The organism is Spirulina major PCC 6313 (assembly GCF_001890765.1).
Classification (GTDB): Bacteria; Cyanobacteriota; Cyanobacteriia; order Cyanobacteriales; family Spirulinaceae; genus Spirulina; species Spirulina major.
The window spans coordinates 3763551-3787348 of the sequence record NZ_KV878783.1 but is presented as its reverse complement, the minus strand read 5'-3'; the positions used below and the strand labels follow the sequence as shown (position 1 = coordinate 3787348).

18 protein-coding genes and 1 riboswitch are annotated in these 23798 nt (G+C 52.7%); of the genes, 7 read left to right on the top strand and 11 right to left on the bottom strand.

All coding sequences use genetic code 11. The annotated features are described in order from the left end of the window. Positions 1-138: 138 nt before the first annotated feature. From SPI6313_RS23050 to sipA, 5 genes are all read right to left on the bottom strand, one after another. A complete protein-coding gene (locus tag SPI6313_RS23050) occupies positions 139-4125 on the bottom strand; it encodes a hypothetical protein (RefSeq protein WP_139276684.1) in 3987 nt (1328 codons plus the stop codon). Between the two features lie 5 nt (positions 4126-4130). Further along, entirely contained in the window at positions 4131-4691 is a 561-nt protein-coding gene (locus tag SPI6313_RS16760) for a phage tail protein (protein WP_072622021.1), read from the bottom strand. After that, on the bottom strand, positions 4692-4976 hold the full coding sequence (locus tag SPI6313_RS16755; protein WP_072622020.1) for a hypothetical protein: 285 nt from the start codon (positions 4974-4976) through the stop codon (positions 4692-4694). Between the two features lie 94 nt (positions 4977-5070). Next, entirely contained in the window at positions 5071-6528 is a 1458-nt protein-coding gene (locus SPI6313_RS16750; protein WP_072622019.1) for a sulfatase, read from the bottom strand. A gap of 133 nt (positions 6529-6661) precedes the next feature. After that, positions 6662-6937, bottom strand: coding sequence for a regulatory protein SipA (gene sipA / locus SPI6313_RS16745; protein ID WP_072622018.1), 276 nt, complete (start codon positions 6935-6937; stop codon positions 6662-6664). A gap of 570 nt (positions 6938-7507) precedes the next feature. On the opposite strand from sipA, the gene SPI6313_RS16740 reads away from it, so the two are divergent. Together SPI6313_RS16740 and SPI6313_RS16735 are read left to right on the top strand one after the other, a co-directional pair. Next, complete coding sequence (locus SPI6313_RS16740) at positions 7508-10663, top strand: response regulator (RefSeq protein WP_072622017.1); 3156 nt, start codon at positions 7508-7510, stop codon at positions 10661-10663. Positions 10664-10744: 81 nt separating this feature from the next. Next, a riboswitch (Glutamine riboswitch) is annotated at positions 10745-10803 on the top strand. 35 nt (positions 10804-10838) lie between these two features. After that, a complete protein-coding gene (locus SPI6313_RS16735) occupies positions 10839-11012 on the top strand; it encodes a DUF4278 domain-containing protein (protein WP_084669078.1) in 174 nt (57 codons plus the stop codon). Between the two features lie 210 nt (positions 11013-11222). Here the strand turns inward: SPI6313_RS16735 and chrA are convergent, their stop codons facing one another. Further along, the gene (chrA, locus tag SPI6313_RS16730; protein WP_072622016.1) at positions 11223-12404 is read right to left on the bottom strand and encodes a chromate efflux transporter; all 1182 of its coding nucleotides are present in this window, start codon (positions 12402-12404) and stop codon (positions 11223-11225) included. Between the two features lie 308 nt (positions 12405-12712). Here chrA and SPI6313_RS16725 point away from each other — a divergent pair, with 308 nt between their 5' ends. From SPI6313_RS16725 to SPI6313_RS16710, 4 genes are all read left to right on the top strand, one after another. Beyond that, entirely contained in the window at positions 12713-13996 is a 1284-nt protein-coding gene (locus SPI6313_RS16725; protein WP_072622015.1) for an ABC transporter substrate-binding protein, read from the top strand. Positions 13997-14049: 53 nt separating this feature from the next. Then, positions 14050-14955 (top strand): ABC transporter permease subunit, encoded by a 906-nt coding sequence (locus SPI6313_RS16720; protein ID WP_072623196.1) that lies wholly within the window; start codon positions 14050-14052, stop codon positions 14953-14955. A 76-nt stretch (positions 14956-15031) separates the two neighbouring features. After that, positions 15032-15895 carry a carbohydrate ABC transporter permease gene (locus SPI6313_RS16715; RefSeq protein ID WP_072622014.1) on the top strand — a complete coding sequence of 288 codons (864 nt, stop codon included), beginning with the start codon at positions 15032-15034 and terminating at the stop codon, positions 15893-15895. A 58-nt stretch (positions 15896-15953) separates the two neighbouring features. After that, positions 15954-17030, top strand: a complete 1077-nt coding sequence (locus SPI6313_RS16710; protein WP_072622013.1) for an ABC transporter ATP-binding protein — start codon at positions 15954-15956, stop codon at positions 17028-17030. 6 nt (positions 17031-17036) lie between these two features. On the opposite strand, the gene SPI6313_RS16705 is transcribed toward SPI6313_RS16710, so the two are convergent. From SPI6313_RS16705 to murC, 4 genes are all read right to left on the bottom strand, one after another. Further along, positions 17037-17519, bottom strand: a complete 483-nt coding sequence (locus tag SPI6313_RS16705) for a hypothetical protein (RefSeq protein ID WP_139276683.1) — start codon at positions 17517-17519, stop codon at positions 17037-17039. Positions 17520-17644: 125 nt separating this feature from the next. Then, positions 17645-17989, bottom strand: coding sequence for a YbaB/EbfC family nucleoid-associated protein (locus SPI6313_RS16700; protein WP_072622011.1), 345 nt, complete (start codon positions 17987-17989; stop codon positions 17645-17647). Between the two features lie 219 nt (positions 17990-18208). After that, on the bottom strand, positions 18209-19189 hold the full coding sequence (gene murB, locus SPI6313_RS16695; RefSeq protein ID WP_072622010.1) for a UDP-N-acetylmuramate dehydrogenase: 981 nt from the start codon (positions 19187-19189) through the stop codon (positions 18209-18211). 83 nt (positions 19190-19272) lie between these two features. Beyond that, positions 19273-20763, bottom strand: a complete 1491-nt coding sequence (gene murC / locus SPI6313_RS16690; protein WP_072622009.1) for a UDP-N-acetylmuramate--L-alanine ligase — start codon at positions 20761-20763, stop codon at positions 19273-19275. A gap of 612 nt (positions 20764-21375) precedes the next feature. Here murC and SPI6313_RS16685 point away from each other — a divergent pair. Continuing rightward, positions 21376-22392 (top strand): type I glyceraldehyde-3-phosphate dehydrogenase, encoded by a 1017-nt coding sequence (locus SPI6313_RS16685; RefSeq protein WP_072622008.1) that lies wholly within the window; start codon positions 21376-21378, stop codon positions 22390-22392. 250 nt (positions 22393-22642) lie between these two features. Here the strand turns inward: SPI6313_RS16685 and SPI6313_RS16680 are convergent, their stop codons facing one another. Further along, positions 22643-23722 carry a metallophosphoesterase family protein gene (locus SPI6313_RS16680; RefSeq protein WP_072622007.1) on the bottom strand — a complete coding sequence of 360 codons (1080 nt, stop codon included), beginning with the start codon at positions 23720-23722 and terminating at the stop codon, positions 22643-22645. Between the last annotated feature and the right edge of the window lie 76 nt (positions 23723-23798).

The window sequence follows — 23798 nt, the reverse complement described above, 5'->3', positions numbered from 1 at the left end:
TAACACTTTCTTGTCGCTGAATTGATTCAGGTGCGATCGCAGGCTCTGAACTTTCAGAAACCTGCCGCTGAATTGATTCCGGTTGACCTGTATCAGGTGCGATCGCAGACTCTAGATTTTCAGAAACCTGCCGTTGAATTAATTCTGATGGATTTTGTGATGTCTCAGAACTCGTAACACTTTCTGTTCGCTGAACTGTGTTAGGTGCGATCGCAGGCTCTGGATTTTCAGAAACCTGTCGTTGAATTGATTCCGGTTGAACTGTATCAGGTGCGATCGCAGGCTCTGGATTTTCAGAAACTTGTCGTTGAATCGATTCTGATGGATTTTGTGATGTCTCAGAACTCGTAACACTTTCTTTTCGCTGAACTTGTAATCAGGGGCGTGGATCGCAGACTCTAGATTTTCAGAAACCTGTCGTTGAATTGATTCCGGTTGAACTGTATCAGGTGCGATCGCAGACTCTAGGTTTTCAGAAACCTGTCGCTGAATTGATTCAGTTGGACTTGTGGAGCCTTCAGAACTGGTAACACTTTCTTGTCGTTGAATTGATTCAGGTGCGATCGCAGGCTCTGAACTTTCAGAAACCTGCCGCTGAATTGATTCCGTTGGACTTGTGGAGCTTTCAGAATTGGTAATACTAATTGATTCAGATGCGATCGCAGGCTCTGGATTTTCAGAAACCTGCCGTTGAATTAATTCTGATGGATTTTGTGATGTCTCAGAACTCGTAACACTTTCTGTTCGCTGAACTGTGTTAGGTGCGATCGCAGGCTCTGGATTTTCAGAAACTTGCCGTTGAATTGATTCCGGTTGAACTGTATCAGGTGCGATCGCAGGCTCTGAACTTTCAGAAACCTGTCGTTGAATTGATTCTGATGGATTTTGTGATGTCTCAGAACTCGTAACGCTTTCTTTTCGCTGAACTGTGTTAGGTGCGATCGCAGGCTCTGAACTTTCAGAAACCTGCCGTTGAATTAATTCTGATGGATTTTGTGATGTCTCAGAACTCGTAACACTTTCTGTTCGCTGAACCGTGTTAGGTGCGATCGCAGGCTCTGAACTTTCAGAAACTTGCCGTTGAATTGATTCCGGTTGAACTGTATCAGGTGCGATCGCAGGCTCTGAACTTTCAGAAACCTGTCGCTGAATTGATTCCGTTGGACTTGTGGAGCCTTCAGAACTGGTAACACTTTCTTGTCGTTGAATTGATTCAGGTGCGATCGCATCTAAACTTTCAGAAACTTGTCGTTGAATTGATTCAGGTTGAACTGTGTTAGGTGCGATCGCAGGTTCTGAACTTTCAGAAACCTGTCGCTGAATTGATTCCGTTGGACTTGTGGAACCTTCAGAACTTGTGACAGTTTCTTTTCGCTGAACTGTATCAGGCGCGATCGCAGGCTCTGGATTTTCAGAAACTTGTCGTTGAACTGTATCAGGTGCGATCGCAGGCTCTGAACTTTCAGAAACCTGTCGCTGAATTGATTCAGTTGGACTTGTGGAACCTTCAGAACTTGTGACAGTTTCTTTTCGTTGAATTGATTCAGGTGCGATCGCAGACCCTAAACTTTCAGAAACTTGTCGTTGAATTGATTCTGATGGATTTTGTGATGTCTCAGAACTCGTAACGCTTTCTTGTCGCTGAATTGATTCAGATGAGATCGCAGGCTCTGGATTTTCAGAAACTTGTCGTTGAATTGATTCAGTTGGACTTGTGGAGCTTTCAGAATTGGTAACGCTTTCTTGTCGCTGAATTGATTCAGATGAGATCGCAGGCTCTGGATTTTCAGAAACTTGCCGTTGAATTGATTCAGTTGAACTTGTGGAGCTTTCAGAACTGGTGACACTTTCCTGTCGTTGAATCGATTCAGGTGCGATCGCATCTAAACTTTCAGAAACCTGTCGTTGAATTGATTCCGTTGGACTTGTGGAGTTTTCAGAATTGGTAACGCTTTCTTGTCGCTGAATTGATTCAGGTGCGATCGCATCTAAACTTTCAGAAACCTGTCGCTGAATTGATTCGGTTGGACTTGTGAAACCTTCAGAACTGGTGACACTTTCTTTTCGCTGAACTGTGTTAGGTGCGATCGCATCTAAACTTTCAGAAACTTGTCGTTGAATTGATTCAGTTGGACTTGTGGAGCTTTCAGAACTGGTAACACTTTCTTTTCGCTGAATTGATTCAGGTGCGATCGCATCTAAACTTTCAGAAACCTGTCGTTGAATTGATTCTGATGGATTTTGTGATGTCTCAGAACTCGTAACGCTTTCTTGTCGCTGAATTGATTCAGGTGCGATCGCAGACTCTAGATTTTCAGAAACTTGCCGTTGAATTGATTCCGTTGGACTTGTGGAGCTTTCAGAACTGGTAACACTTTCTTTTCGCTGAACTGTATCAGGTGCGATCGCAGGCTCTGGATTTTCAGAAACCTGCCGTTGAATTGATTCCGGTTGAACTGTGTTAGGTGCGATCGCAGACTCTAGATTTTCAGAAACCTGCCGTTGAATTGATTCTGATGGATTTTGTGATGTCTCAGAACTCGTAACGCTTTCTTGTCGCTGAACTGTATCAGGTGCGATCGCATCTAAACTTTCAGAAACCTGTCGTTGAATTGATTCCGGTTGAATTGATTCAGATGTGATCGCAGGCTCTGAACTTTCAGAAACCTGTCGCTGAATTGATTCCGTTGGACTTGTGGAGCCTTCAGAACTGGTGACAGTTTCTTTTCGCTGAACTGTGTTAGGTGCGATCGCAGACTCTAGCTTTTCAGAAACCTGTCGCTGAATTGATTCTGTTGGACTTGTGGAGCTTTCAGAACTGGTAACACTTTCTTTTCGCTGAACTGTATCAGGTGCGATCGCAGGCTCTGGATTTTCAGAAACCTGCCGTTGAATTGGTTCAGTTATATTTTTTGAAATGGTTTCCTGTCGTTGAATTGATTCAGGTGCGATCGCAGGCTCTGAACTTTCAGAAACCTGCCGTTGAATTAATTCTGATGGATTTTGTGATGTCTCAGAACTCGTAACACTTTCTTTTCGCTGAATTGATTCAGGTGCGATCGCAGGCTCTAAACTTTCAGAAACTTGTCGTTGAATTAATTCAGTTGGACTTGTGGAGCTTCCAGAACTGGTGACGCTTTCTTTTCGCTGAACTGTATCAGGTGCGATCGCAGGCTCTGAACTTTCAGAAACTTGTCGTTGAATTGTGTTGGGTGTGGTGTTTGATGCTGCCGTATTTTGAGGGGGGTCAGGAGCTTGGGTGTGATTGGGCTGGATGAGGCGTTGAGCAACATTTTTTAGGGATTGGAATAGACCTTTGGGGGCTTTGGGTTCTGCATCACTTTTTTTTTGAGCCAGGTCTGACGGTGATGTTGGCGATGGAGTGGGTGAAGGTTGTGGAGGTGTTGAGATGTTTTCGGATTGGCTTTGACGTTGGATTGGGGGCGGGGTTGGGGTTGATGCTTCTGAAGGTGCAGGGATGGCAATATCGGGCTTTACTTCTTTACCCGTGGCGATGCGGGCATTCTCTTTCATCCGTTGGAGAAGATCAGCAGCGGATGAGGGGCGATCGCTCGGTGGCGTTGTCGGTGGCATTTCGCGACGGGGCGCTGGAGAGTCGCTTTGACGCTGGATTGGGGGCGGGGTTGGGGTTGATGCTTCTGAAGGTGCAGGGATGGCAATATCGGGCTTTACTTCTTTACCCGTGGCGATGCGGGCATTCTCTTTCATCCGTTGGAGAAGATCAGCAGCGGATGAAGGGCGATCGCTCGGTGGCGTACCTGATGCTGAAGAGGGGGGAGAAATCTGCGTAGTCGGGGGCGGCGGGGATGTATCCCGCTGCGGCTGCACCATTGAAGAAGTTGGAGGTGAATTCAAGTCTGAAACTGGCGGAGTAGAAACCGGCAACGGTTGCGGTTTCGCTGGCCGTCGTTGCACCGTTGCAGACTCTGACGGAGCGGCAGGTTGTCCCGGATCGAACAGGGTTTGCATCGCCCCAAACCCCGCCGCAAGTGTCGGTAAAGGCCGCAACACTCCCAGGGACATTCCCCCCAACGGATTAAGGAGTTTCGGCTGCAAAAATCGCAACCCAAGCGCATGATGTTGTCCTAAGGGAAAGCTGGCCATAGCAGTTAATTACTGGAGAAAAATCCATCCTTGCGCCCGTTACTATGCACCGTCGCCCCGGCACTCGTTCCCCCGGACGGCTTCGTCTTCACAATCACCTTTAACCCTTCATAGGCGAGGGTTAGCTCCTCGATCGCCACATCACTCGAATCCGCCGAAAAACTCGGCGCACTCCACCCCACCGGCACAGCACCGATCAACGTCCACACCTGCACCGTTTCCCCCGCTTGGTTAAACAGCAAAATATTCACATTGCGGCGATAGGCACTGACATTCTTGTCACTGGTGGGATTCAGTTCCGTCAACATCCGACAAGCCCAGCCCAAAAAAGCCACATCATTACACAGTCCCCGTTTGAGCGTCACTTCGGAAAAACTAGTATCGCCCAACATAATCCGCTGCTGATTATTCACGCCCCCTTCATAAAAGGTATCCGCCTGATTGGTGAAACTAATTCCGGAACATTCTTGAAAACTGGCACTGATATAACTTTTTTCCTGCATCTCCACATAGAAACGATTGGTGGTGATGTAGTTTAGTTCGTAGTCTTTGGTTTTGTCAGCCATTTAACGTTTCCCGTAAGTCCAATTGCGTTCGCGTTGATATTGGAGGTCTGCTTCGAGGAGTTCGTAGACCCGTCGCCCTAGTTTTTCTAGTAAGAGGGGATTTGTCCGAACCTTGGCGGCAAAGCGATGCAGAGAGGCGAGTTGAGTCGAACTGTCCTGATCGTCATCACAATCACACGTTTGTTCAACATGACGATGGAGAATTTCACGACTGGCCAGGGTGCTGGCCGCTAGGCCGATGATGGAACTGTTAATCAGGGCGGGATAGCGAGGAAGGGGAGACACGGGCTTTAAATTCTCCAAGGGGGACGCAGGCGTTTTTTTATCTTAGGGAAAAATCGGGAGGGTCGTTAGTAGCCAAAGGTCGAAAATTTTGGGGTTAGGGGGGCGGGGTGAAGGTGGTGTTGCTGGGGGTGCAACCGTAGGCGCGGTGGGGGATTTCGGGGGCGACAGCGGCGAGGGTGGTGGGAATCTGGGGGGCGATCGCAGTTTTAATCGCGGCGAGGTTGGGATCATTGGCGCGGTTGATCCATTCGTTGGGGTCGGTTTGGTGGTCGTAGAGTTCTTCGCTGCCGTCTTGATAACGGATGTAGCGGTAGCGATCGCTCCTCACCGCAAAATGTCCATCCCAGAGGGTGAGGGCGGGCCGTTCCCAGGGGGTTTGGGGGTTGATCAGGAGGGGGGCGAGGCTTTGGCCGTCAAGGGGTGGGGGGTCGGGCAGTTGGCAGAGGTCGGCGAGGGTAGGGTAAAGGTCGAGGAGGCTCACGGCGCGATCGCAGACCCCCGGAACCATTCCCGGCACTGAGAGAATTAACGGCACTCGTGTCGCCTCTTCCCAGAGGGCGAACTTTTTCCAATGGAGTTTTTCCCCCAAATGCCAGCCATGATCCGACCAGAGGGCAATGATTGTGTTTTGACGGTGGCGGCTCTGGGCGAGGCCATCGAGAACGCGCCCCACCATCGCATCCATGAAATAGATCGACGCAAGATAGCCCTGCACCGCTTGGCGATATTGGTCACGGGCGAGGACTTTCTGATGTTCATTGCTGGGACGATTGGCGATCGCAACCCCCACGGGCGGCACATCGGCTAGATCATCCTCGCGAATCTCCGGGAGCACAATGTCTTCTAAGGGGAACGGCTCAAAATATTGGGCGGGCACATACCACGGCAGATGGGGACGATAGAACCCACAGGCGAGGAAAAACGGTTGCTCGCCTCGCTGTGCCTGGAGTTGCGCCACCGTCCAGGCGGCGACTCGCTCATCTACCATCTCCCCATTCACCGCCCCCCAATCAAATTCCCCCGCGCCGCGAATCCCGCTGAGGGGACTGTTAGAAGGCTGGGGATCGAGGCCAAAGGCTCCGGCCTGGCGATCGCCGTTTTCCCAATAGGGGTAGGGGTAGAGGGCATCCCAGGGGGTACAGTCGGGGAAGCGATCGTGGTAGATTTTGCCCGCACCCCCCAGCCAATAGCCGCTGCGTTGAAACAGTTCCGGCAGGGTGACCGCCTCCGGAAGCACCGCCCGCCAATCGTGGCGACTGTCGTAAACCCCCGAACGATGGGGCGCGATGCCGGTGAGGAGAGCGACGCGAGAAGGGTTACAGGCGGGGATGGCGCAATGGGCATTGCGGAAGAGCATCCCCTGTTGGGCGAGGCGATCGAGGTTGGGGGTGAGGGCTTGGGGATGGCCGCCGAGGCTGCCGAGCCAGTCGTTGAGGTCATCAATGCAGATCATCAAGACGTTGGCAGGTTTGCGGGTTCCTTGGGCTGTGCCCCGCAGGGTGACGGCTAAACTAGACGCGATCGCATAGGTCAAAAAAGTACGACGTTGCATCCACCCACTCCATTACAAAACAGCACTATGAATCACGAGACGGCATGGTTTATCGCAGGCATCGGGGGATTAATTCTGTACCTGATTTGGTCGGCCTGGACAGAAATGGAAAAAACCCGTGGCATCGTCGGGATTAACCCTCAACCTTGCTGGGGGCGGTGCTGACTTCGCTGTCCGGATCGGGGGCGATCGCTAAATACTGCTCATCGAGCAAAAACACCCCCCGCGCAAACTTCACCGCCCAACAGTTCCCCGGCCGTCGCTCTAAAATGACCCCCTGTTCCGCCCCGGTAATTAAATCCGCTGGCCGCAGCATCGGCATTGGGTCAGCGGTTTTTAAATAGGGCGGGGTTTGGTTGAGGACGACGGTTTGTCCAACGCGGTAGAGGGTGGTTGTGGATTCGCTCATGGCATCCCTGGCAAGGTGATTAGTGGAGTTGGGCCCGCCAACGCCGGGCCATGGTCAATCAATATTGTAGGGGGTTGCTTTCCAGATCCTCAGGCTGCGGCGGAAAAATTGGGATCGAAGTGGGGCGCGATCGCCCCTGGATTGGTCGTAGCCCTGTCCCTATAACCCCCATTTAAATCCGACAAAATAATAATCAAAAAATAGATGAATCTTAACAAAGCAGTCGTAATAGTTACAGTGAAACTGAGGTGAAACAACCCATGTTTACCAATGGGTGATAGCGGGTTATAAAATGATGATTTTGGCGCAAGATAATTTATATTTTGTTCTGTTTCAAGTCGTGAGATTCTGATCGAGAACTAGATTATGATGGGACAGACCATCCTGGTTGACTGACAAAATTAGCCAGATCTCGGAAAGCCCTCACCCTGGCCCTCTCCCCTAGGGAGAAGGAACTGGAAAAATGGATCGGCTCCCCTCGCCCAGAAGGCGAGGGGTTGGGGGTGAGGGCGATCAACGTTTGTCAGTCAACCAGCAGACCATTTGAGTGGCAGGCATTTGGGGAATTGCGTGAACCAGAGCAATAATCAGCACCTCAACCCGGAGATCGCCGGATCGCAGCAACAACTGAAAGCCATCCTCGATACTGCGATCGCTGGAATTCTCCGGCTACGATTTTATCCAGATGGGTCAACTCAGCATGAGTACATTTCGCCCCATTGCGCGGCAATCTTTGGCTACACCGTCGCTGAGTTGATGCCCGATGCGACCCTCTGGCAGCAAGGTGTTCACCCTGAAGATTGGCGGGATGTGGTGTCGCCCACCTTGGCGCGAATCTTAGCCCAGCGGGGGACGAGCACCGAGCAGATGGAATATCGATTTCGCCGTCCGGATGGACGGTGGGTTTGGGTTTTGGCTCAGTGTTGGGTTCAGTGGCAGCCGGACTTGGGCTATTGGGATGTGACCGTTGTGGATACGGATATCAGCGATCGCAAAGCCCTAGAAGCCGCCCAAAAAGTCTCGGAAGCCAAACTCAACAGCATTCTCAATAATGTCAATGCGATCATCACCCATCTCTGGCTTGAGCCCCATTGTGTCTGGACGATTGACTATGTTACCGGCCGGAGCGAGGCACTCTGTGGCTACACAACGGCCGAGTTGATGGCGGATCAATCCCTCTGGATCGGATTGATTGTGCCGGAAGATTGGCAGGCGATCGAGGCGAAGATTTTCGCCAATATTCAAGCCGAACAATCCGGAACCTATGAATATCGGCTCTATCATCGCAACGGGTCGCTGCGCTGGATTTCCCAAGCCAACCATTCCCAGTGGGATCCAGAACGCAAAGCCTGGTCAGTTAGCATTGTCTCCACCGATATCAGTCAACAAAAACAGGCAGAACTCGAACGCCAAAAAAGCAACCAGTTTTTGCAACTGATCACAGATTCCATTCCGGGCTGTATTGCCTATGTGGATGCATCCCAACGCTATCGCTTTGTCAATCGCACCTATGAGCGTTGGTTTCACCGCCGCAAGGAGGAGATTGTGGGCCAAAGCTTACGGACGGTGATCGGCGAGACCGCGTATGCTCAGGTGCAGCAGAATGTGGAACGGGTCTTGGCGGGAGAGCAGGTATCCTATGAGGCTGAATTGTTCTACGGGGACGACCACCATCGCTTTGTGGCGGGGATTTTAGTGCCGGACTATTCGGCGACGGGGGTGGTGGAGGGTTATTATGCGTTGCTGACGGATATTAGCGATCGCAAACGGGCTGAACAGGAACTGATCGCCGCCAAAAACGCCGCCGAAGCAGCCGCCTGCGCCAAAAGCGACTTTCTCGCCACCATGAGCCACGAAATTCGCACCCCGATGAACGGCGTACTAGGGATGCTCTCCCTGCTTAAAAATGATCCCCTCACCTCCCAACAACAACTGCACCTCAATATCGCTCAATCCAGCGCGGAATCGTTACTGACCCTCCTCAATGACATCCTTGATTTTTCCAAAGTGGATGCGGGCAAACTCACCCTAAAGCCCATCGACTTTGAGCTTCATACCACGCTCGAAAGTATCATCCAAACCATGGCCCTCAGCGCCCAAGCCAAAGGGTTAGAAATTGTCCTCCACTGTCAGCCCCTGGAGCCGATGCAGGTCTACGGCGATCGCGATCGCCTGCGTCAAATCTTCACGAATTTAATCAACAATGCGATTAAATTCACCGACCAAGGCGCGATCGTCGTGCAATGCCATGTGACCTCGGACGGGTCAAGACTGCTGCTCACTACCCAGGTTCGGGATACAGGGATGGGCATTCCCGCTGAGGCGATCGCATCTCTGTTTGACCCCTTTACCCAGGTAGACCCCAGCACCACCCGCCAGCACAGCGGCACAGGCCTAGGACTGTCCATTTGTCAGCGGTTATGTGACTTAATGGGGGGCAGTATTCAGGTTCAGAGCACCCTAGGGCGGGGGAGTTGTTTTGAATTTACCGTACCATTGGCGCGGAGTGCGCAGCCAGCGCAACCGCGCCCGGCGTTGGATCTCAGCGGGATCACCGTTCTAGTAGTGGATGACAATGTTGATAGTCGGAACCTGTTGCAGTTTTATTTAGAGCAATGGGGGGCAACGGTGCTAACGGCGACGAATGAGCCAGACGCGATCGCCCACTGTCATCGGGATCAATCCCCCATTCAGTACGCCTTTTTAGACCTAAAAATGCCCTCCATCGATGGCATCACCCTCGGCCAACGCCTCAAAGATGATCCCCATGGTCAGGGCATCACCTTAATCCTGATGACCGACATTATCGAAAACTGCAACACGACCCTGATCCACGACCTAGGGCTACAAGCGTGCCTCTCTAAACCGGTGCTCCTGTCGGAACTGCAAGACCTGCTCCTCAACCATCACCCTGGCTGTCTATCCACCCCTGCGCCCGTCACACCCCCCGTCCCCGCCCCGGCAACGTGGCCACCGGATATCCGCCTGCTGCTGGTCGAAGATAGTGTGGTCAATCAACTGGTGTTTCGTGGCTTTCTCAAAACCTACGGCTTAGAGGTGGATGTGGTTAGTAATGGCAAGATTGCCTTAGAGCATCTCCAGTCCACCGTTGAACATCCCTACACTGTCATTTTTATGGATTGTCAAATGCCGATGATGGATGGCTACGAAGCCAGTCGCCAAATTCGGCTCGGCCAGGGCGGGGATTTGTATCAAAACGTGCCGATCATTGCGTTAACGGCTAATGCCCTAGCAGGAGACCGGGATAAATGTTTGGATGCAGGCATGAACGACTATTTGAGCAAGCCGATTAACCCCTCTCAACTGCTCGAAATCCTCCATCAATGGCTCCCCTCTGCACCGACTCGGCCTAAGAGGTCACGGGAACTCTTTGATGCGGATCATCTTGCTGATCTCCTCGATGGCGATCGCGTCGTCATTACGCAGGTGTATGAAGTTTTTCTCCGTGAGACCCGGATAGACTTAGAAGAATTGGAGCGTGCGATCGCCCGTCGTGATCTCACCTATGCTCAATGTAAAGCCCATGGTTTAAAAGGTGCTGCGGCCAATATTGGCTGCACTGCCCTGAGCCAAACCGCCTACAACGTTGAAGCCGCAATCAAGGCTGAGGATATCATCCTGGCTCGCGAACATTGGCTCACCCTTAAGCAGGTCTTTGGAGCCGCAGAAATCACAATTCAGCAGTGGTTGCAGCAAAGCACCTAAAGCAGGCTCGCGACGCAAAAATTAGGGCCGCCCCTCTTGACAGCTTGGGGGAATTCGGTAACAATGAATACAGAAATCAAAAACGTTCATCTCCAAACGGAGACGGAAGTAAGAGCCCCAAAACTCTGAAGGAACGCGCCTCATATTTTCTCTGCATATCATAGGAGGCGACACCATGAAACTCTCTTACCGCGGCCACAGCTACACTGCCCACACCAAAAAAGTCAACACCCAAGATGTAGCCCACACGGGCACGTATCGCGGTGTTAAGGTGACATTCCACGACAAACAAGCACCCGTGCAACATACTGAAAAACTGATCTATCGCGGTGTCCATGTTGAGCATTAAGGCTCTGCATTAATGCGACAGATTGTTTAAGGAAGGAATTTAGGGAAGGAATCAAACAGGCGTTACCCAGGTAACGCCTGTTTGAGTACAGGACAAAAAATCAGGCTTTGGCTGAAACCCTGATGATTTGGTAGGTTGGGTGGAACAATCGCAAAACTCAACACGCTCCATAAGTAGGAGGGACTAATCATTTGTAAATCCTGTCATGGACTATGCAAGCGCGTGGGACAGCAGCCCCACGGCTGCGCCGCCCAACACGATCCACACCGGGCCAATTTTGAACTGAAAAATCGCCACCGTTGCCAGGAGAGTGATCCCCAGGGCGATCGCATCGCCCCACAAGGTCAGCCCCGCCAAGCGCACCGTCACCACCGCCATTAACGCCACTGAACTCGCATTCACCGCATCGAGAAAGGCCGCCGCCCAAGGGGATTGACGCAATTTGGGGATTAAGGGATTGAGGAGCGCCACAAGGCCAAAGGAGGGGAGGAAAATCCCCACCGTGGCCACCACAGCCCCCGGTACGCCTGCCATCAGATAGCCGATAAAGGTGGCGGTGGAGAGGACTGGACCGGGGGTGAATTGACCGATCGCGATCGCATCGAGTAATTCTGTCTGCGTCAACCAACCGCGCCCCACCAATTCCCCTTCCAAAAATGCGATCAACACATAGCCGCTCCCAAACAGCACCGCCCCCACTTTGAGGAATACCAGCGCAATCTGGCCCAGGGTTGCCCCCGTTGTGGCGGCGGCGGCCTGGACAAGCTCCGATCGCGTGGTTAAGGCTAGCCCATTGGCCGCTGCTACCCAGAGCGAGGCGGTCTTTTCCGTTGGGGGAGTTGGGGGTTGCCGCAGCCACACCATCCCCACCACGCCGCCGATCAACAGTGCCAAGACTTCATTCACGCCCCACAGCAAGAGGGGAATCACCGCCGCCGCCACTAGCCCCAAGGGGCGAGACTTCACCGCCTTTTTTCCTAACCGCCACAGGGCCGAGGCAATAATCGCCAACACGGCCGGTTTAATCCCGTACAGCAGGGGCGCGATCGCGGGCACTGTGCCAAACTCCACATACACCCAGGCCAGCAGCCCCGTTAACACCACCGCCGGCAAGACAAAACAGACCCCCGCCACCACCAACCCCGGCCAGCCGCCATAACTAAACCCCACATGGATCGCCATTTCTGTGGAGTTGGGGCCGGGGATCAGGTTGGTGGCTCCGAGGAGGTCGAGAAAATGCTCGCGGGTGAGCCAGCGTCGCCGCTTTACCACTTCTTCATCCATCAAGGCAATATGAGCCGCTGGCCCGCCAAACCCGATCACCCCCAGTTTCAAAAAGAGACGGGCGATCGCTCCACACCGTGACAGACTTGACCCTTGCAATGATGCCATTTGTACCTTTCCCTACACCACAGATTCAAACTCGATGCCCACAAGCTTTCACTATAAAAAAATAAGGTTAAGGTTCGATAAATGGTGAGCAAATCCTCATTCTCAAAAACAGTTGTCTGGGTTGGGAGGCGATGGTGCGATCGCTGCATTGGGGCTAAATCAGCACAAAATGTGATGATAAATTTTGTTGAGAAATTGTGCAAGGGCATTACGTTCAGCGCGATCAGCGTCTAAGGTAGGCCTAGATTCAGCGATCGCGCAGTCTTTGAAATCAGGCGTGATAAACCACGATTAGTGCTCCATTTTTCATGCGAATAGTTCCCTTTAAACAGTCTCCCTGGCTCCGATTTATCATCCTCATGGGTGCTGTAATCCTCGCCTTGCAGGTGTTTATCCTACCGGTCTTCAGTCAGCAGCCGGTGACCGTGCGGGTGATGATGCAGGCCCTCGAAGCCCAGCAATGGCAGCCCCTCAAAGCAAACTTTGAAGCACAAAATCCCGATATTAAACTGGACATTGTCGCCGGTCCCAACGACACCAACCTCGTCGAAGATCTCTACACCTCCGCTTTTTTATTGGGGGATTCTCCCTACGATTTGATCTATCTCGATATTGCGTGGGTTCCCAAATTTGCCGCCGCCCAATGGCTTGCCCCCCTGGAGCAATATGTCAGTGCGGCGCAACTGGATGACTTTCTGGCCGGTGATGTGGCCGGTGGCCGCTACGATGGGCAACTCTATCGCATGCCGTTCCGCTCCGATGCGGGAATGCTCTACTACCGCACCGATCTTTTGGCGGCAGCGGGCTACGACCCCCCGGCCACCTTTGATCAACTTCTCGACATTTCCCAAGCTCTGCAAGAGAGCGGCGCGGTGCAATGGGGTTATGTGTGGCAAGGGAAGCAATACGAAGGGATTGCGGCGATGTTTGTGGAAGTGTTGGCAGGCCATGGGGCGTTTTGGATTGATCCCGATAGCCTCGAAGTGGGGCTAGATGCCCCAGAAGCGATCGCCGCCCTCGAATTTCTCCGCGCCACGATTCACAACGACATTTCCCCCCCAGGGGTCACCACCTACGCCGAAGAAGAAACCCGCCGCCTCTTTCAAAGCGGCGATGTGGCGTTCTTGCGCAATTGGCCCTACGTGTTTGCCCTCGCGTCCGAGTCGGAATTACAGGGTAAATTTGCGATTAAACCGATGGTTCACGCGCCAGGGGAACAGAGTGGCGCTTGTCAAGGCGGTTGGGGGTTTGGCATTTCAGCCACATCGCGCCATCCAGAGGCAACCTGGCGGGTGATTGAGTACCTCAGCAGTACCGACGCGCAACGGGACTATATTCTTGAGACTGGCTATGTGCCGAGCCGGATTGAACTGTTTAATGATCCCGAAATCGTGGCGAAATATTCCCATTATCCGGACTTGCTCGCCGTGGTGCAAAACTCCACCCTCCGCCCCCCGATCGCACAATATGCCCAAGCCTCGGATATTCTCCAACGCTTTCTCAGTGCTGCCCTGACGGATAAGCTAACCCCCACAGAAGCCCTCGAAGCTGCCGCCCAAGAAACCCGTGCCCTCTTGGGACGGGCGGGGTAAGGCGCGATCGCCCCCATCCCCCTAGATCCCTGCCGTTCATCCCCACCATGCCCATGACCCAAGACACCCTCCGCCAACGCGAAAGCCGCACCGGTTGGATTTTAATGACCCCAGCCCTGATGATTTTGGCCCTGGTCTTTGCCTATCCCATCCTCCGCGCCTTTTGGCTCAGCACCTTCACCCAAAACCTCGGCACGCAACTCAACGCCGAATTTGCCGGCCTCACCAACTATGGCCGCCTGATCGGGGATAGTCGGTTTTGGCAAAGTCTCTGGAACACCAGCATCTTCACCGCCTTCAGCATCACCCTAGAATTGCTGATCGGCTTAGCCTTCGCCCTCATTCTCAACCAAACCTTTCGCGGCCGGGGTCTCGTGCGCACCGTCGCCCTCATTCCCTGGGCCTTACCCACGGCGGTGATGGGGTTGGCCTGGGCCTGGATTTTTAATGATCAGTTTGGGGTCGTGAATGATATTTTGATTCGCCTCGGCTTCATTCAAGAGCGGATCACCTGGCTCGGCGAACCCACCCGCGCCATGCTCGCCCTCATCTTCGCCGATGTTTGGAAAACCACACCCTTCATCGCCATCCTGCTCCTCGCCGGTTTGCAATCCATCCCTGGCGATCTCTACGAAGCCCATGCCATCGATGGTGCGTCCCCCTGGCAGAGTTTTCGCCACATCACTCTGCCGTTGATCGCGCCTCAGATTCTGATCGCGCTCTTGTTCCGATTTGCGCAATCCTTCGGGATTTTTGACTTGGTGCAGGTGATGACCGGCGGCGGGCCAGCGGGGGCCACGGAAACGGTGTCGATCTATATCTATGCAACGGTGCGGCGTTATCTTGACTTTGGCTATGGGGCGGCGTTGGTGGTGGTGACGTTTTTGATCTTAATTGCGGCGGTACTTTTGACGGCAGGGTTACTGTCAAAAACCCGTGTCAATCTCACCGGGGATTGATCCGGATTAACGTAGCGATCGCACCCATGATCCACCCACCCGATCCTGCTTTGCTGACCCTTGTTTTTTTACCATCATGACTGCTCAAAACACCACAACTCCCCCGAAAAAAATTCCCACTCAGCGCATTTTGCTCTGGGTTGGGGTGGCGTTGATGTTGCTCTTTTGCCTCGCCCCGGTGCTGTGGCAGATTCTCACATCGTTGAAGACAAATTCTGCAATTTCAGCGATTCCGACGATTTATATTCCCAACGGTGACCAATTAACGATCGCCCATTATTTCAGCTTAGGAAATGAATTTTTACGCTATATCTTGAATAGTTTTTTTGTGTCGTTGGTGTCTACGGTGGTGTGTTTAGCGGTGGGTGCTCCGGCGGCCTATGCCCTGGCTCGGTTGAAAATTCCGGGCGAGCAAGTTGTCCTGGCGATCGTGCTGGTGGTGAGTTTATTTCCCTATGTTCTCTTGTTTTTAGGGCTGTTGGAAATTGTCAAGGCAGCAGGATTAGGAAATAATTATCTGGCGTTGATCGTGCCCTATACGGCGATTAATTTACCCTTGACGATTTTGGTGTTGCGTAGTTTTTTCCAACAGTTGCCCAAGGATTTGGAAGATTCCGCGAAAATTGATGGTTATCAAACCGTTCCGATGTTGCTGCAAATTGTTTTGCCGATGACAATTCCAGCGTTGGTGACAACGGGAATTTTAACCTTTATTTTTGCGTGGAATGAGTTTATTTTTGCCCTGACCTTTATCACCCGATCGGAACTGCAAACGATTCCCATTGCGGTGGCAAAACTGGGGGGGGCTTCGGTGTTTGAAATTCCCTACGGGCCGATCGCATCGGCCACGGTGTTAGGAACGATTCCCCTCGTGCTGTTGGTGCTCTTTTTCCAACGGCGAATTGTCCAGGGGATTACGGCTGGGGCGGTGAAAGGATAGAGTTGCGAGGCGTTTACCTCTCTGTTGATAGTCTAGTTTTAACAATAGTTTAAGGATTATGGCGCGTTTAGAATTACAGCATTTACGGAAACAGTTTGCCCCGAATGTGATCCCGGTGCAGGATATTAGCTTAACTGTCGAAGATGGCGAGTTTTTGACGCTGTTGGGGCCGTCGGGCTGCGGCAAATCTACATTGCTGCGGTTAATCGCGGGGCTGGATCAACCCACACGGGGACAGGTGAAGGTGGGGGGTCAGGATTTAACGCTGTTCTCACCGGGCGATCGCAACATGGCGATGGTGTTCCAAAGTTATGCTCTTTATCCTCACATGACGGTGGCGGAAAATATCAGTGCATCGTTGAAAATTCGCAAGGTAGCCAGCGCTGAAATTCAGCAGCGAATTGGGGTGGTGTCGGAAAAGTTGGGTTTAAACCATCTCCTCGATCGCAAACCGGGCAAACTCTCCGGGGGACAACGGCAACGGGTCGCTCTGGCGCGGGCGTTGGTGCGGAATCCGGAGGTGTTTTTGCTCGATGAACCTTTGAGTAACTTAGATGCCCTGTTGCGCGAACAGGTGCGCGAAGAGTTGAAACAGATTTTCAACGCCCAAAATAAACCCGTGGTCTACGTGACCCACGACCAAACCGAGGCGATGACGCTATCGAGCAAAGTGGCGGTGCTCCTCGATGGGATCGTGCAGCAACTTGACCCGCCGAGCCGCATCTATACCCATCCGGCGAATCGGTTTGTGGCGGGGTTTGTGGGCAGTCCGCAGATGAATTTTTTAGAGTTGAATTGTGAGAATTCCATGGCGCGGGTGGGGGCATTTTCGATCCCTGTGCCCACCGAGGTGGGGGAGCGATCGCAAATTGACCTCGGCATCCGTCCTGAAGATCTGCGCCTCGCCAAAGCAGACGAAACCCCCACGTTTCGCGGTCAGGTAACCCTGGTGGAAAACTTCGGGCGGGAACAGTTGGTCACGGTGCAAGTGGCGGAAACGAGTACCAAAGTGCGGATGGTGATTCCACCCGATCAAGAGTGGGATGAGCAGGATATTGCCGTGGTGCTCGAACCGGCGAAGATTCATTGGTTTGATTCTAAAACGGGCGATCGCGTCACCAGTTCTGTGGCGTAACCGGGTCTACTCAATGCCAGCGTGTTCCGCCGTCAAGGTATAGGTTTGGGGCAGTTGGTCAGCAAAATCCTCTAGACCGGACTGGGCCACACCATATTCAAAGCCAGCCCCCAGGAAGTGGTGCAACCGGCCGAGTTCTGGGGACGAAAGAGGCTGAATCGCAGCAAAAAAGTCTTGATCCCCGATCTGGAGCGCAATTTTCGCCAGCACCGCCCCGAATCCATAGGCTCCGCCGCCGTTGGTATGGCGAGCGAGGCGGATCAAGCGGCGCAGACTGGGGGCATCGCCGGCGAGACTTTGGTTAATTAAGCCGCCATAGTTAACGGGGATGAGCAGGTCTTCGAGTTGCGATCGCGTAATCTCCACCACCTCAAGCTCCGGCGGCGTATAGGTTATCGTCCGATGGCGATAGACCAGCCCCCCGATCGCGATCGCTCCTCCCACCGTCACGAGCAATCCCCCCCACAGCAGCATTTCACGAAGTTTCATCTCATCCTGTCCCGTTAAACACAAGGCATGATCTGAGGATCATGCCTCAGCCTGACAGTTGCATGGGCGATCGCGTGAATTAAACGGAATGGGCCGGCGATCGCTCCCCCCACAGGCCCCAGACCCTAAAGCCCCGGCAAATTCAGCCCACTCGTCAATTCTTCCATCCGCCCGCGCATTGTTTCCGTCGATTTATCATAGGCATCCATCATCGCTTCAAACACCATCGCCGAAAGCGTTTCCGCCCCAGCCTCAAGCGCCGCCGGAGTAATATTGACGCGACGAGGCTCTTGATTGCCACTCAGCACGACCGTCACCGTACCGGCTTCGTTATGGCCCTCAATTTCCATTTGCTCTAGTTCATCTTGCAGTTTTTTGGCATCCTGCTGAACCTGTTGGGCTTTTTTGAAGGCCTCCGTGAGTTCCTTCATTTTACCGAGACCAAAACCAAATCCTTTTCCTTGGGTCATATCAAATTTTATGTAATTGGTGTCGAAACATTAAGCAGTCTCTGCTTGTCGATTTTGACATACTCTCCGACCTAACGGCGAGGGGGAGAGTGCAAACAGCAAAGCAGGCTGAATCGGTTGACCATCGCCTCCCCTCCCCGTGGATGCCCCAACCGCTTGGATGTTCTAGCTGTATTCCCGTCCCGTCCGCGAATCCCGGAACCGGAGAGACCGCACCCCTCAGATCGTCTGAAACTCACCGAGAACCTTAACCTCTGGCCGCAATCGTAAAGACCAATGGTGTTCAACTTGCTGTTGAACATGGTGGATTGTTTCAAAAATATCCTGGGCTTTGGCATTGCCACAATTCAAAATAAAGTTGGCATGCCGGTGAGCCACTTGGGCCCCCCCAATCTGGAAGCCTTTCAAACCAATTTGTTCAATTAACCAGCCCGCCTTATAAGATTCCGGATTCCGAAATACACTGCCACAACTGGGGAGATGATAGGGTTGAGAATTTTTCCGATTTTGCAAGTTTTCATTGGTGGTTTCCATCACGATCGCCCGTTCCTGAGTGGGTTGTAATTGAAAGGTGGCTTGCAACACCAGGCGCTTATCCCCCTGTAAGCTCGAATGGCGATAGCGATAGTGGAAATCACTGGCCCGTAAGGTGACAATGTGGCCATCAGGGTTGAGCACATCGGCTTGGACGAGGGAATCGGCAATACATCCCTGGTGCGCCCCGGCATTCATCACCACCGCTCCCCCTACCGTGCCCGGAATGCCCACAGACCATTCCAGTCCCTGCCAGCCTCGTTTCGCAGATCTCCAGGCTAAACGGGGGATCAATTCCCCTGCCCCAGCGGTCACTTGACCCGTTTCATCATCGAATATACTCAGGCGCAGATGGCGGGTGCTGACCACAAGACCGGGTAGGCCGCGATCGCTAATCAGTAAATTGGAACCTGCGCCTAAGATCGTAGTGGGCAGGCTACGATCCTGGGCCCAGGCGAAACAGGCTTGCAGTCCTTCGCGGGTTTTGGGCGCAGCGTACCATTCTGCGGGCCCACCAACTCGAAAGGAGGTGAAATTGGCTAGGGTGACGTGGGGGCGAATTTGGCATTGGCCATCGTCAAGCCAAATGGGTTTGGGGGTGTAGGCGGTTGAACCGGGATAGATATAGGTTTTCGTTGTCAACGGAAGATCAGAAGACAGGGTCATGGCCGGATATGGTGACACGCTAAGTAAGGACGGGACGAGAGCGAAGCCTGACGGGATGAACTAAGACAAGAGTCTACAGGACTCTAGATTGCGTCGTTATGTAAGAGTTGGGGGATGATTTGATTCAGGTTCCCTGCACCCAAAAATAAGGCAAAATCTCCTGCGTGGAGAAAATTCTGGAGAAAACTTTTCAGTTCAGGGAGCGACGGCTGATAGATGACCTGTTGGTGATGGTCAGCGATCGCATCGGCAAGCATCTGACCCGTAATTTGAGGATTCGGCGGTTCACCGGCGCTGTAAATATCTGTCACAATCACCACGTCTGCATCCCGAAATGACTGGGTGAATTCCTCTAAAAAGGCCAAGGTACGGCTATAGCGATGGGGTTGAAAAATGGCAATAATCCGGGGGCGATCGCTCCCCTTCACCAGTTCCTGAATCCGGAGTTGAGCCGCCGCTAGGGTCACCTGTAGCTCACTGGGATGGTGGGCATAGTCATCAATCAAGGTGATCCCATCGACAACACCCCGCACTTCAAAGCGACGCTTGGCCCCAGCAAACGTAGTCATCGCAGCGGCCAACACCCCAAACTCAATGCCCAACTGACGCGCCACTGCGATCGCCGCCAAAGCATTACCAAGATTATGTTCTCCCAACAACGGAACCGTCATTGTGCCGAGAGCAACCCCCCGTTCCCACACCGTTGCCGTCGTCCCTTCGGCCCCATACACCACCTCCGACACGGTATAGGTCGCCGAACGTTTCGGGTCAGTACTGTAGGTAATGGACGGAGCCAACTGTTCACGCACCGTTGCACAATCTGCACAGCCAATCAACACCTTAGTCTGGCGGGCAAAGGTCTGAAAAATATCAACAACCTCTGACAAATCTTGATAATGATCGGGATGATCCAACTCAATATTGGTGACAACCCCAATCGCTGGACTCAACTTGACCAACGAACCATCCGACTCATCCGCCTCCGCCACCAAGTAGCGGCCTTGACCCAATCGCGCATTGCCGCCGATCGCATCCACCTCACCGCCCACAACCACCGTTGGGTCAAGACCCGCCATCAACAACAGATAGCTCACCAAACTACTAGTGGTCGTTTTCCCGTGGGTTCCTGCCACAGCAACACTTTCATAGTCCTGCACCAACGCCGCCAACACATCGGAGCGATGAAAAATCGCATAGCCCCGATCCAGCGCCGCACAATATTCTTGGTTTTCGGCCTGAATCGCCGTTGAACACACCACTTGGGGTGCTCCGAGGTCGGGGGTCGATGGTGCTGAACTGATCCCCTTCGACGAGACACCCACCCCTCCAACCCCCACCGCCACGGGCTGAAGCTGCACCGGACTGTGAAAGACCTCCAGATTGGCAGCGGCTTGCTGATTAAAAATACGTGCCCCGACGGACTCTAACCGCTGGGTAATATGGGTAGACCGTAAATCTGATCCTGATACTGGCAACGAACGTTTAGCCAGGATGTACGCAAGGGCAGACATTCCAATGCCGCCAATGCCGATAAAGTGAAAGGGCTTTCCCTCAAAATCAACTGTTTTGGACATTAACTCTCCTTACACACCACACACCGAACGTTATCGCCGGGATAACACGCGCTATATTATCAAGAATTGTGAATCTCAGCGAATTTATCTCTTGAATCTTCCCCTCTTTATAAAGGGTTTGCCGCAGGTTAGGCAATAACACGGGTTAGAAATCTGACTCGTTGCACCCCCGAATTAATTTCTAGGAATCATGCGGCCCTGTCACTCCTGATATCGATACTGAATAATCGGGATATCTTTTCGGGTTACAAGACGCGATCGCATCCTTTCCCATGCAACACCATAGAGGTAGCAAACTAGCCCCCTAATCTTCTCACTCAATGGGCGAAACCACCTGATTTATGGATTTACCCACCCTATTTTTCGTCGTCAGGAAATTTCATTCTAATGCCGTCGTCCTCCACCGCTCCACTCCAGAAGACCCCCCCTCTTCACCCCTGAAAAGTGACGCGATGGCACAAGCCCCCCCCATGCCCCATTGACCGTCCCCAGCCGCAACGTCCACAAACTTTTTCTGAAGGTGGACGCTGGATTGGCCAGCCTTTGCGATATGATTTGGGGTATTAAGATTCGTTTAATGTTATTGAGCTTAGAGACAGAGGGCAAGACGCAGTGATTAGAGTAGCAATCAATGGATTTGGACGCATCGGACGGAATTTCCTTCGGTGCTGGCTTGGACGTGAGAACTCCCAGCTAGAAGTCGTAGGCATTAACGATACCTCCGACCCCCGCACAAACGCTCACCTCCTGAAGTATGATTCCATGCTTGGGAAGCTAGACGCAGAAATTGATGCCGATGATAATTCGCTGACTGTCAACGGTAAAACGATTAAATGTGTATCCGATCGCAACCCGCTTAACCTGCCGTGGAGTGAATGGGACATTGATCTCATCATTGAATCCACTGGGGTTTTTGTGAGTGAAGAGGGTGCATCTAAGCACATCGCGGCTGGAGCCAAAAAAGTCCTGATCACCGCTCCCGGTAAAGGCGGCAATATCGGGACGTTTGTGATGGGTGTCAACCACCAAGACTATGAGCACAGCAAGCAAAATGTCGTCAGTAACGCCAGTTGTACTACCAACTGCATGGCCCCGATTGTCAAAGTTCTCCATGACAGCTTTGGCATCATCAAAGGTACGATGACCACCACCCACAGCTACACCGGAGATCAACGCTTGCTCGATGCAAGTCACCGCGATCTTCGCCGTGCCAGAGCCGCCGCACTAAATATTGTGCCGACGACCACTGGTGCTGCTAAAGCTGTGGCCTTAGTCATCCCTGAAATGCAAGGGAAGTTAAATGGGATCGCGCTGCGTGTGCCGACTCCGAATGTCTCCATTGTGGATTTAGTCGTTCAAGTGGAAAAAACCACCTTTGTGGATCAAGTCAATGAAGCCTTGAAAGAAGCCTCTGAAGGGCCGATGAAAGGGGTTTTAGGGTACAACGACCTGCCATTAGTCTCGTGTGACTATCGCGGCACTGACTGCTCTTCGATCGCGGATGCCAGTCTGACGATGGTGATGGGCGGCGATATGGTAAAAGTTGTGGGCTGGTACGACAACGAATGGGGCTATTCTCAGCGCGTTGTGGACTTGGCTGAACTCGTTGCCGAGAAATGGGAAGGCTAATCCAGATAGCTTGAGTTCATCTCAAGTCCCGATCTGTCATTCATGGTTCTCAGGACGCTACAGTGAGCGTCCTTTTTTGATGGACAGTTTTAGTCCTTTGCTCACACCTCGTATTATGGCACAGCTAAAATAGTGCTTTTTGTCGGGTGGGTTGGGCGGATTAAACCCTCGCTATTACTGCAATTTAGCAATCCGCAGTAACCCACTGTTCAAGGTATGTCGTGACACTAGCGGTTAATGCCAAGCATGATCAAAACCGCAATGTGGCGTTGTTATCGATGGGGTGGGTGGCGCTGAAGGCTTCGAGCATTGAGCGGACGTGGGGGGGAAATTGCGGGAATGAGAAGGTGCGATCGCCCTCGGCCATATCGGCCCAGAAGGATTGCAATTGATGGGCTGTGGCGATCATTTCGTCTCCTTTTAAATTCAACGGTGGCAAACTGACAAACCGCGACATAAAGGGAAATGAATTCTCTTGGGTGCGTTGGCGGGAGGCAGCAGGGAGATCCTCCCAACCGGGGAGCGATCGCAGTCGATAGGACTTCATCTTTAGGCGTTTGTGTATTCCATCGTCATGAAGTTCTAAGACCCGATAGGGATGGGGATAGCCGACGAGGGAGCCGGTGAGAATTTCTGTGATTCCGTCTGCTTCGGCCACGTCTTGGATGTGGAGATGGCCGGTGAGGACGAGGCGCACGCCTTGCTCGTTGAGGTAGTGGCGCAAGGGGGCGGCATCATCGAGCATATAGCGACGGCCGAGGGGATGGGTGGACTGCTGGGGGATATGCTCGACAATGTTGTGATGGATCATGACGATCACGAAGCGATCGCGCCACTGGGGCAGATTCTCCCGCAGCCACTCCCATTGCGGTTGATCCAAACACCCCAACTGCCAACCAGTCGCATCAAACTGATTAGAATTAAGCCCCACCAACTGCACCCCCGGCGCAATTTCGCGACTATACCAAAGCTGTTGCGGATCGTCGTAGCCAAAGGGTTGATACAGGGCCGCAAATTCATCCAGCCCAATCACCGCATCATTCCCTGTGGGCTTGACCACGTCGTGATTGCCAGGAATCACATAGACCGGAAATGACACCTTTTGAAGCTGTTCGATCAGCCAGTGATGATTATCCCGCTCGCCGTCTTGGGTGAGGTCTCCGGGAATGAAGAGGCAGTCGAGATCCAATTGCTCTAGGTGAGCGAGCATGGCCTCAAGGGCGGGCACACTGGCTTCGACGAGGTGAAAGCGGGGCTTGGTGAGGTCGATGGTGTGGGGTAAGGCAATATGCAGGTCACTGGCGATCGCGAAACGGCACAGTCGAGACATAGGCAGGTGATTATCCCCGGCAGATCAACCTTGTCATTATATCGATCCTCTGAGGGGTTCTAAGGGGCGATTCCGT

Bases quoted from the DNA above. Each gene is read 5' to 3' on its own strand.
- SPI6313_RS16750 (WP_072622019.1), bottom strand. From the start codon at position 6,528: ATGCAACGTCGTACTTTTTTGACCTATGCGATCGCGTCTAGTTTAGCC.
- SPI6313_RS16715 (WP_072622014.1), top strand. From the start codon at position 15,032: ATGACTGCTCAAAACACCACAACTCCCCCGAAAAAAATTCCCACTCAG.
- SPI6313_RS16735 (WP_084669078.1), top strand. From the start codon at position 10,839: ATGAAACTCTCTTACCGCGGCCACAGCTACACTGCCCACACCAAAAAA.
- SPI6313_RS16700 (WP_072622011.1), bottom strand. From the start codon at position 17,989: ATGACCCAAGGAAAAGGATTTGGTTTTGGTCTCGGTAAAATGAAGGAA.
- murC (WP_072622009.1), bottom strand. From the start codon at position 20,763: ATGTCCAAAACAGTTGATTTTGAGGGAAAGCCCTTTCACTTTATCGGC.
- SPI6313_RS23050 (WP_139276684.1), bottom strand. From the start codon at position 4,125: ATGGCCAGCTTTCCCTTAGGACAACATCATGCGCTTGGGTTGCGATTT.
- SPI6313_RS16710 (WP_072622013.1), top strand. From the start codon at position 15,954: ATGGCGCGTTTAGAATTACAGCATTTACGGAAACAGTTTGCCCCGAAT.
- sipA (WP_072622018.1), bottom strand. From the start codon at position 6,937: ATGAGCGAATCCACAACCACCCTCTACCGCGTTGGACAAACCGTCGTC.
- SPI6313_RS16725 (WP_072622015.1), top strand. From the start codon at position 12,713: ATGCGAATAGTTCCCTTTAAACAGTCTCCCTGGCTCCGATTTATCATC.
- murB (WP_072622010.1), bottom strand. From the start codon at position 19,189: ATGACCCTGTCTTCTGATCTTCCGTTGACAACGAAAACCTATATCTAT.
- SPI6313_RS16705 (WP_139276683.1), bottom strand. From the start codon at position 17,519: ATGAAACTTCGTGAAATGCTGCTGTGGGGGGGATTGCTCGTGACGGTG.
- chrA (WP_072622016.1), bottom strand. From the start codon at position 12,404: ATGGCATCATTGCAAGGGTCAAGTCTGTCACGGTGTGGAGCGATCGCC.
- SPI6313_RS16680 (WP_072622007.1), bottom strand. From the start codon at position 23,722: ATGTCTCGACTGTGCCGTTTCGCGATCGCCAGTGACCTGCATATTGCC.
- SPI6313_RS16760 (WP_072622021.1), bottom strand. From the start codon at position 4,691: ATGGCTGACAAAACCAAAGACTACGAACTAAACTACATCACCACCAAT.
- SPI6313_RS16720 (WP_072623196.1), top strand. From the start codon at position 14,050: ATGACCCAAGACACCCTCCGCCAACGCGAAAGCCGCACCGGTTGGATT.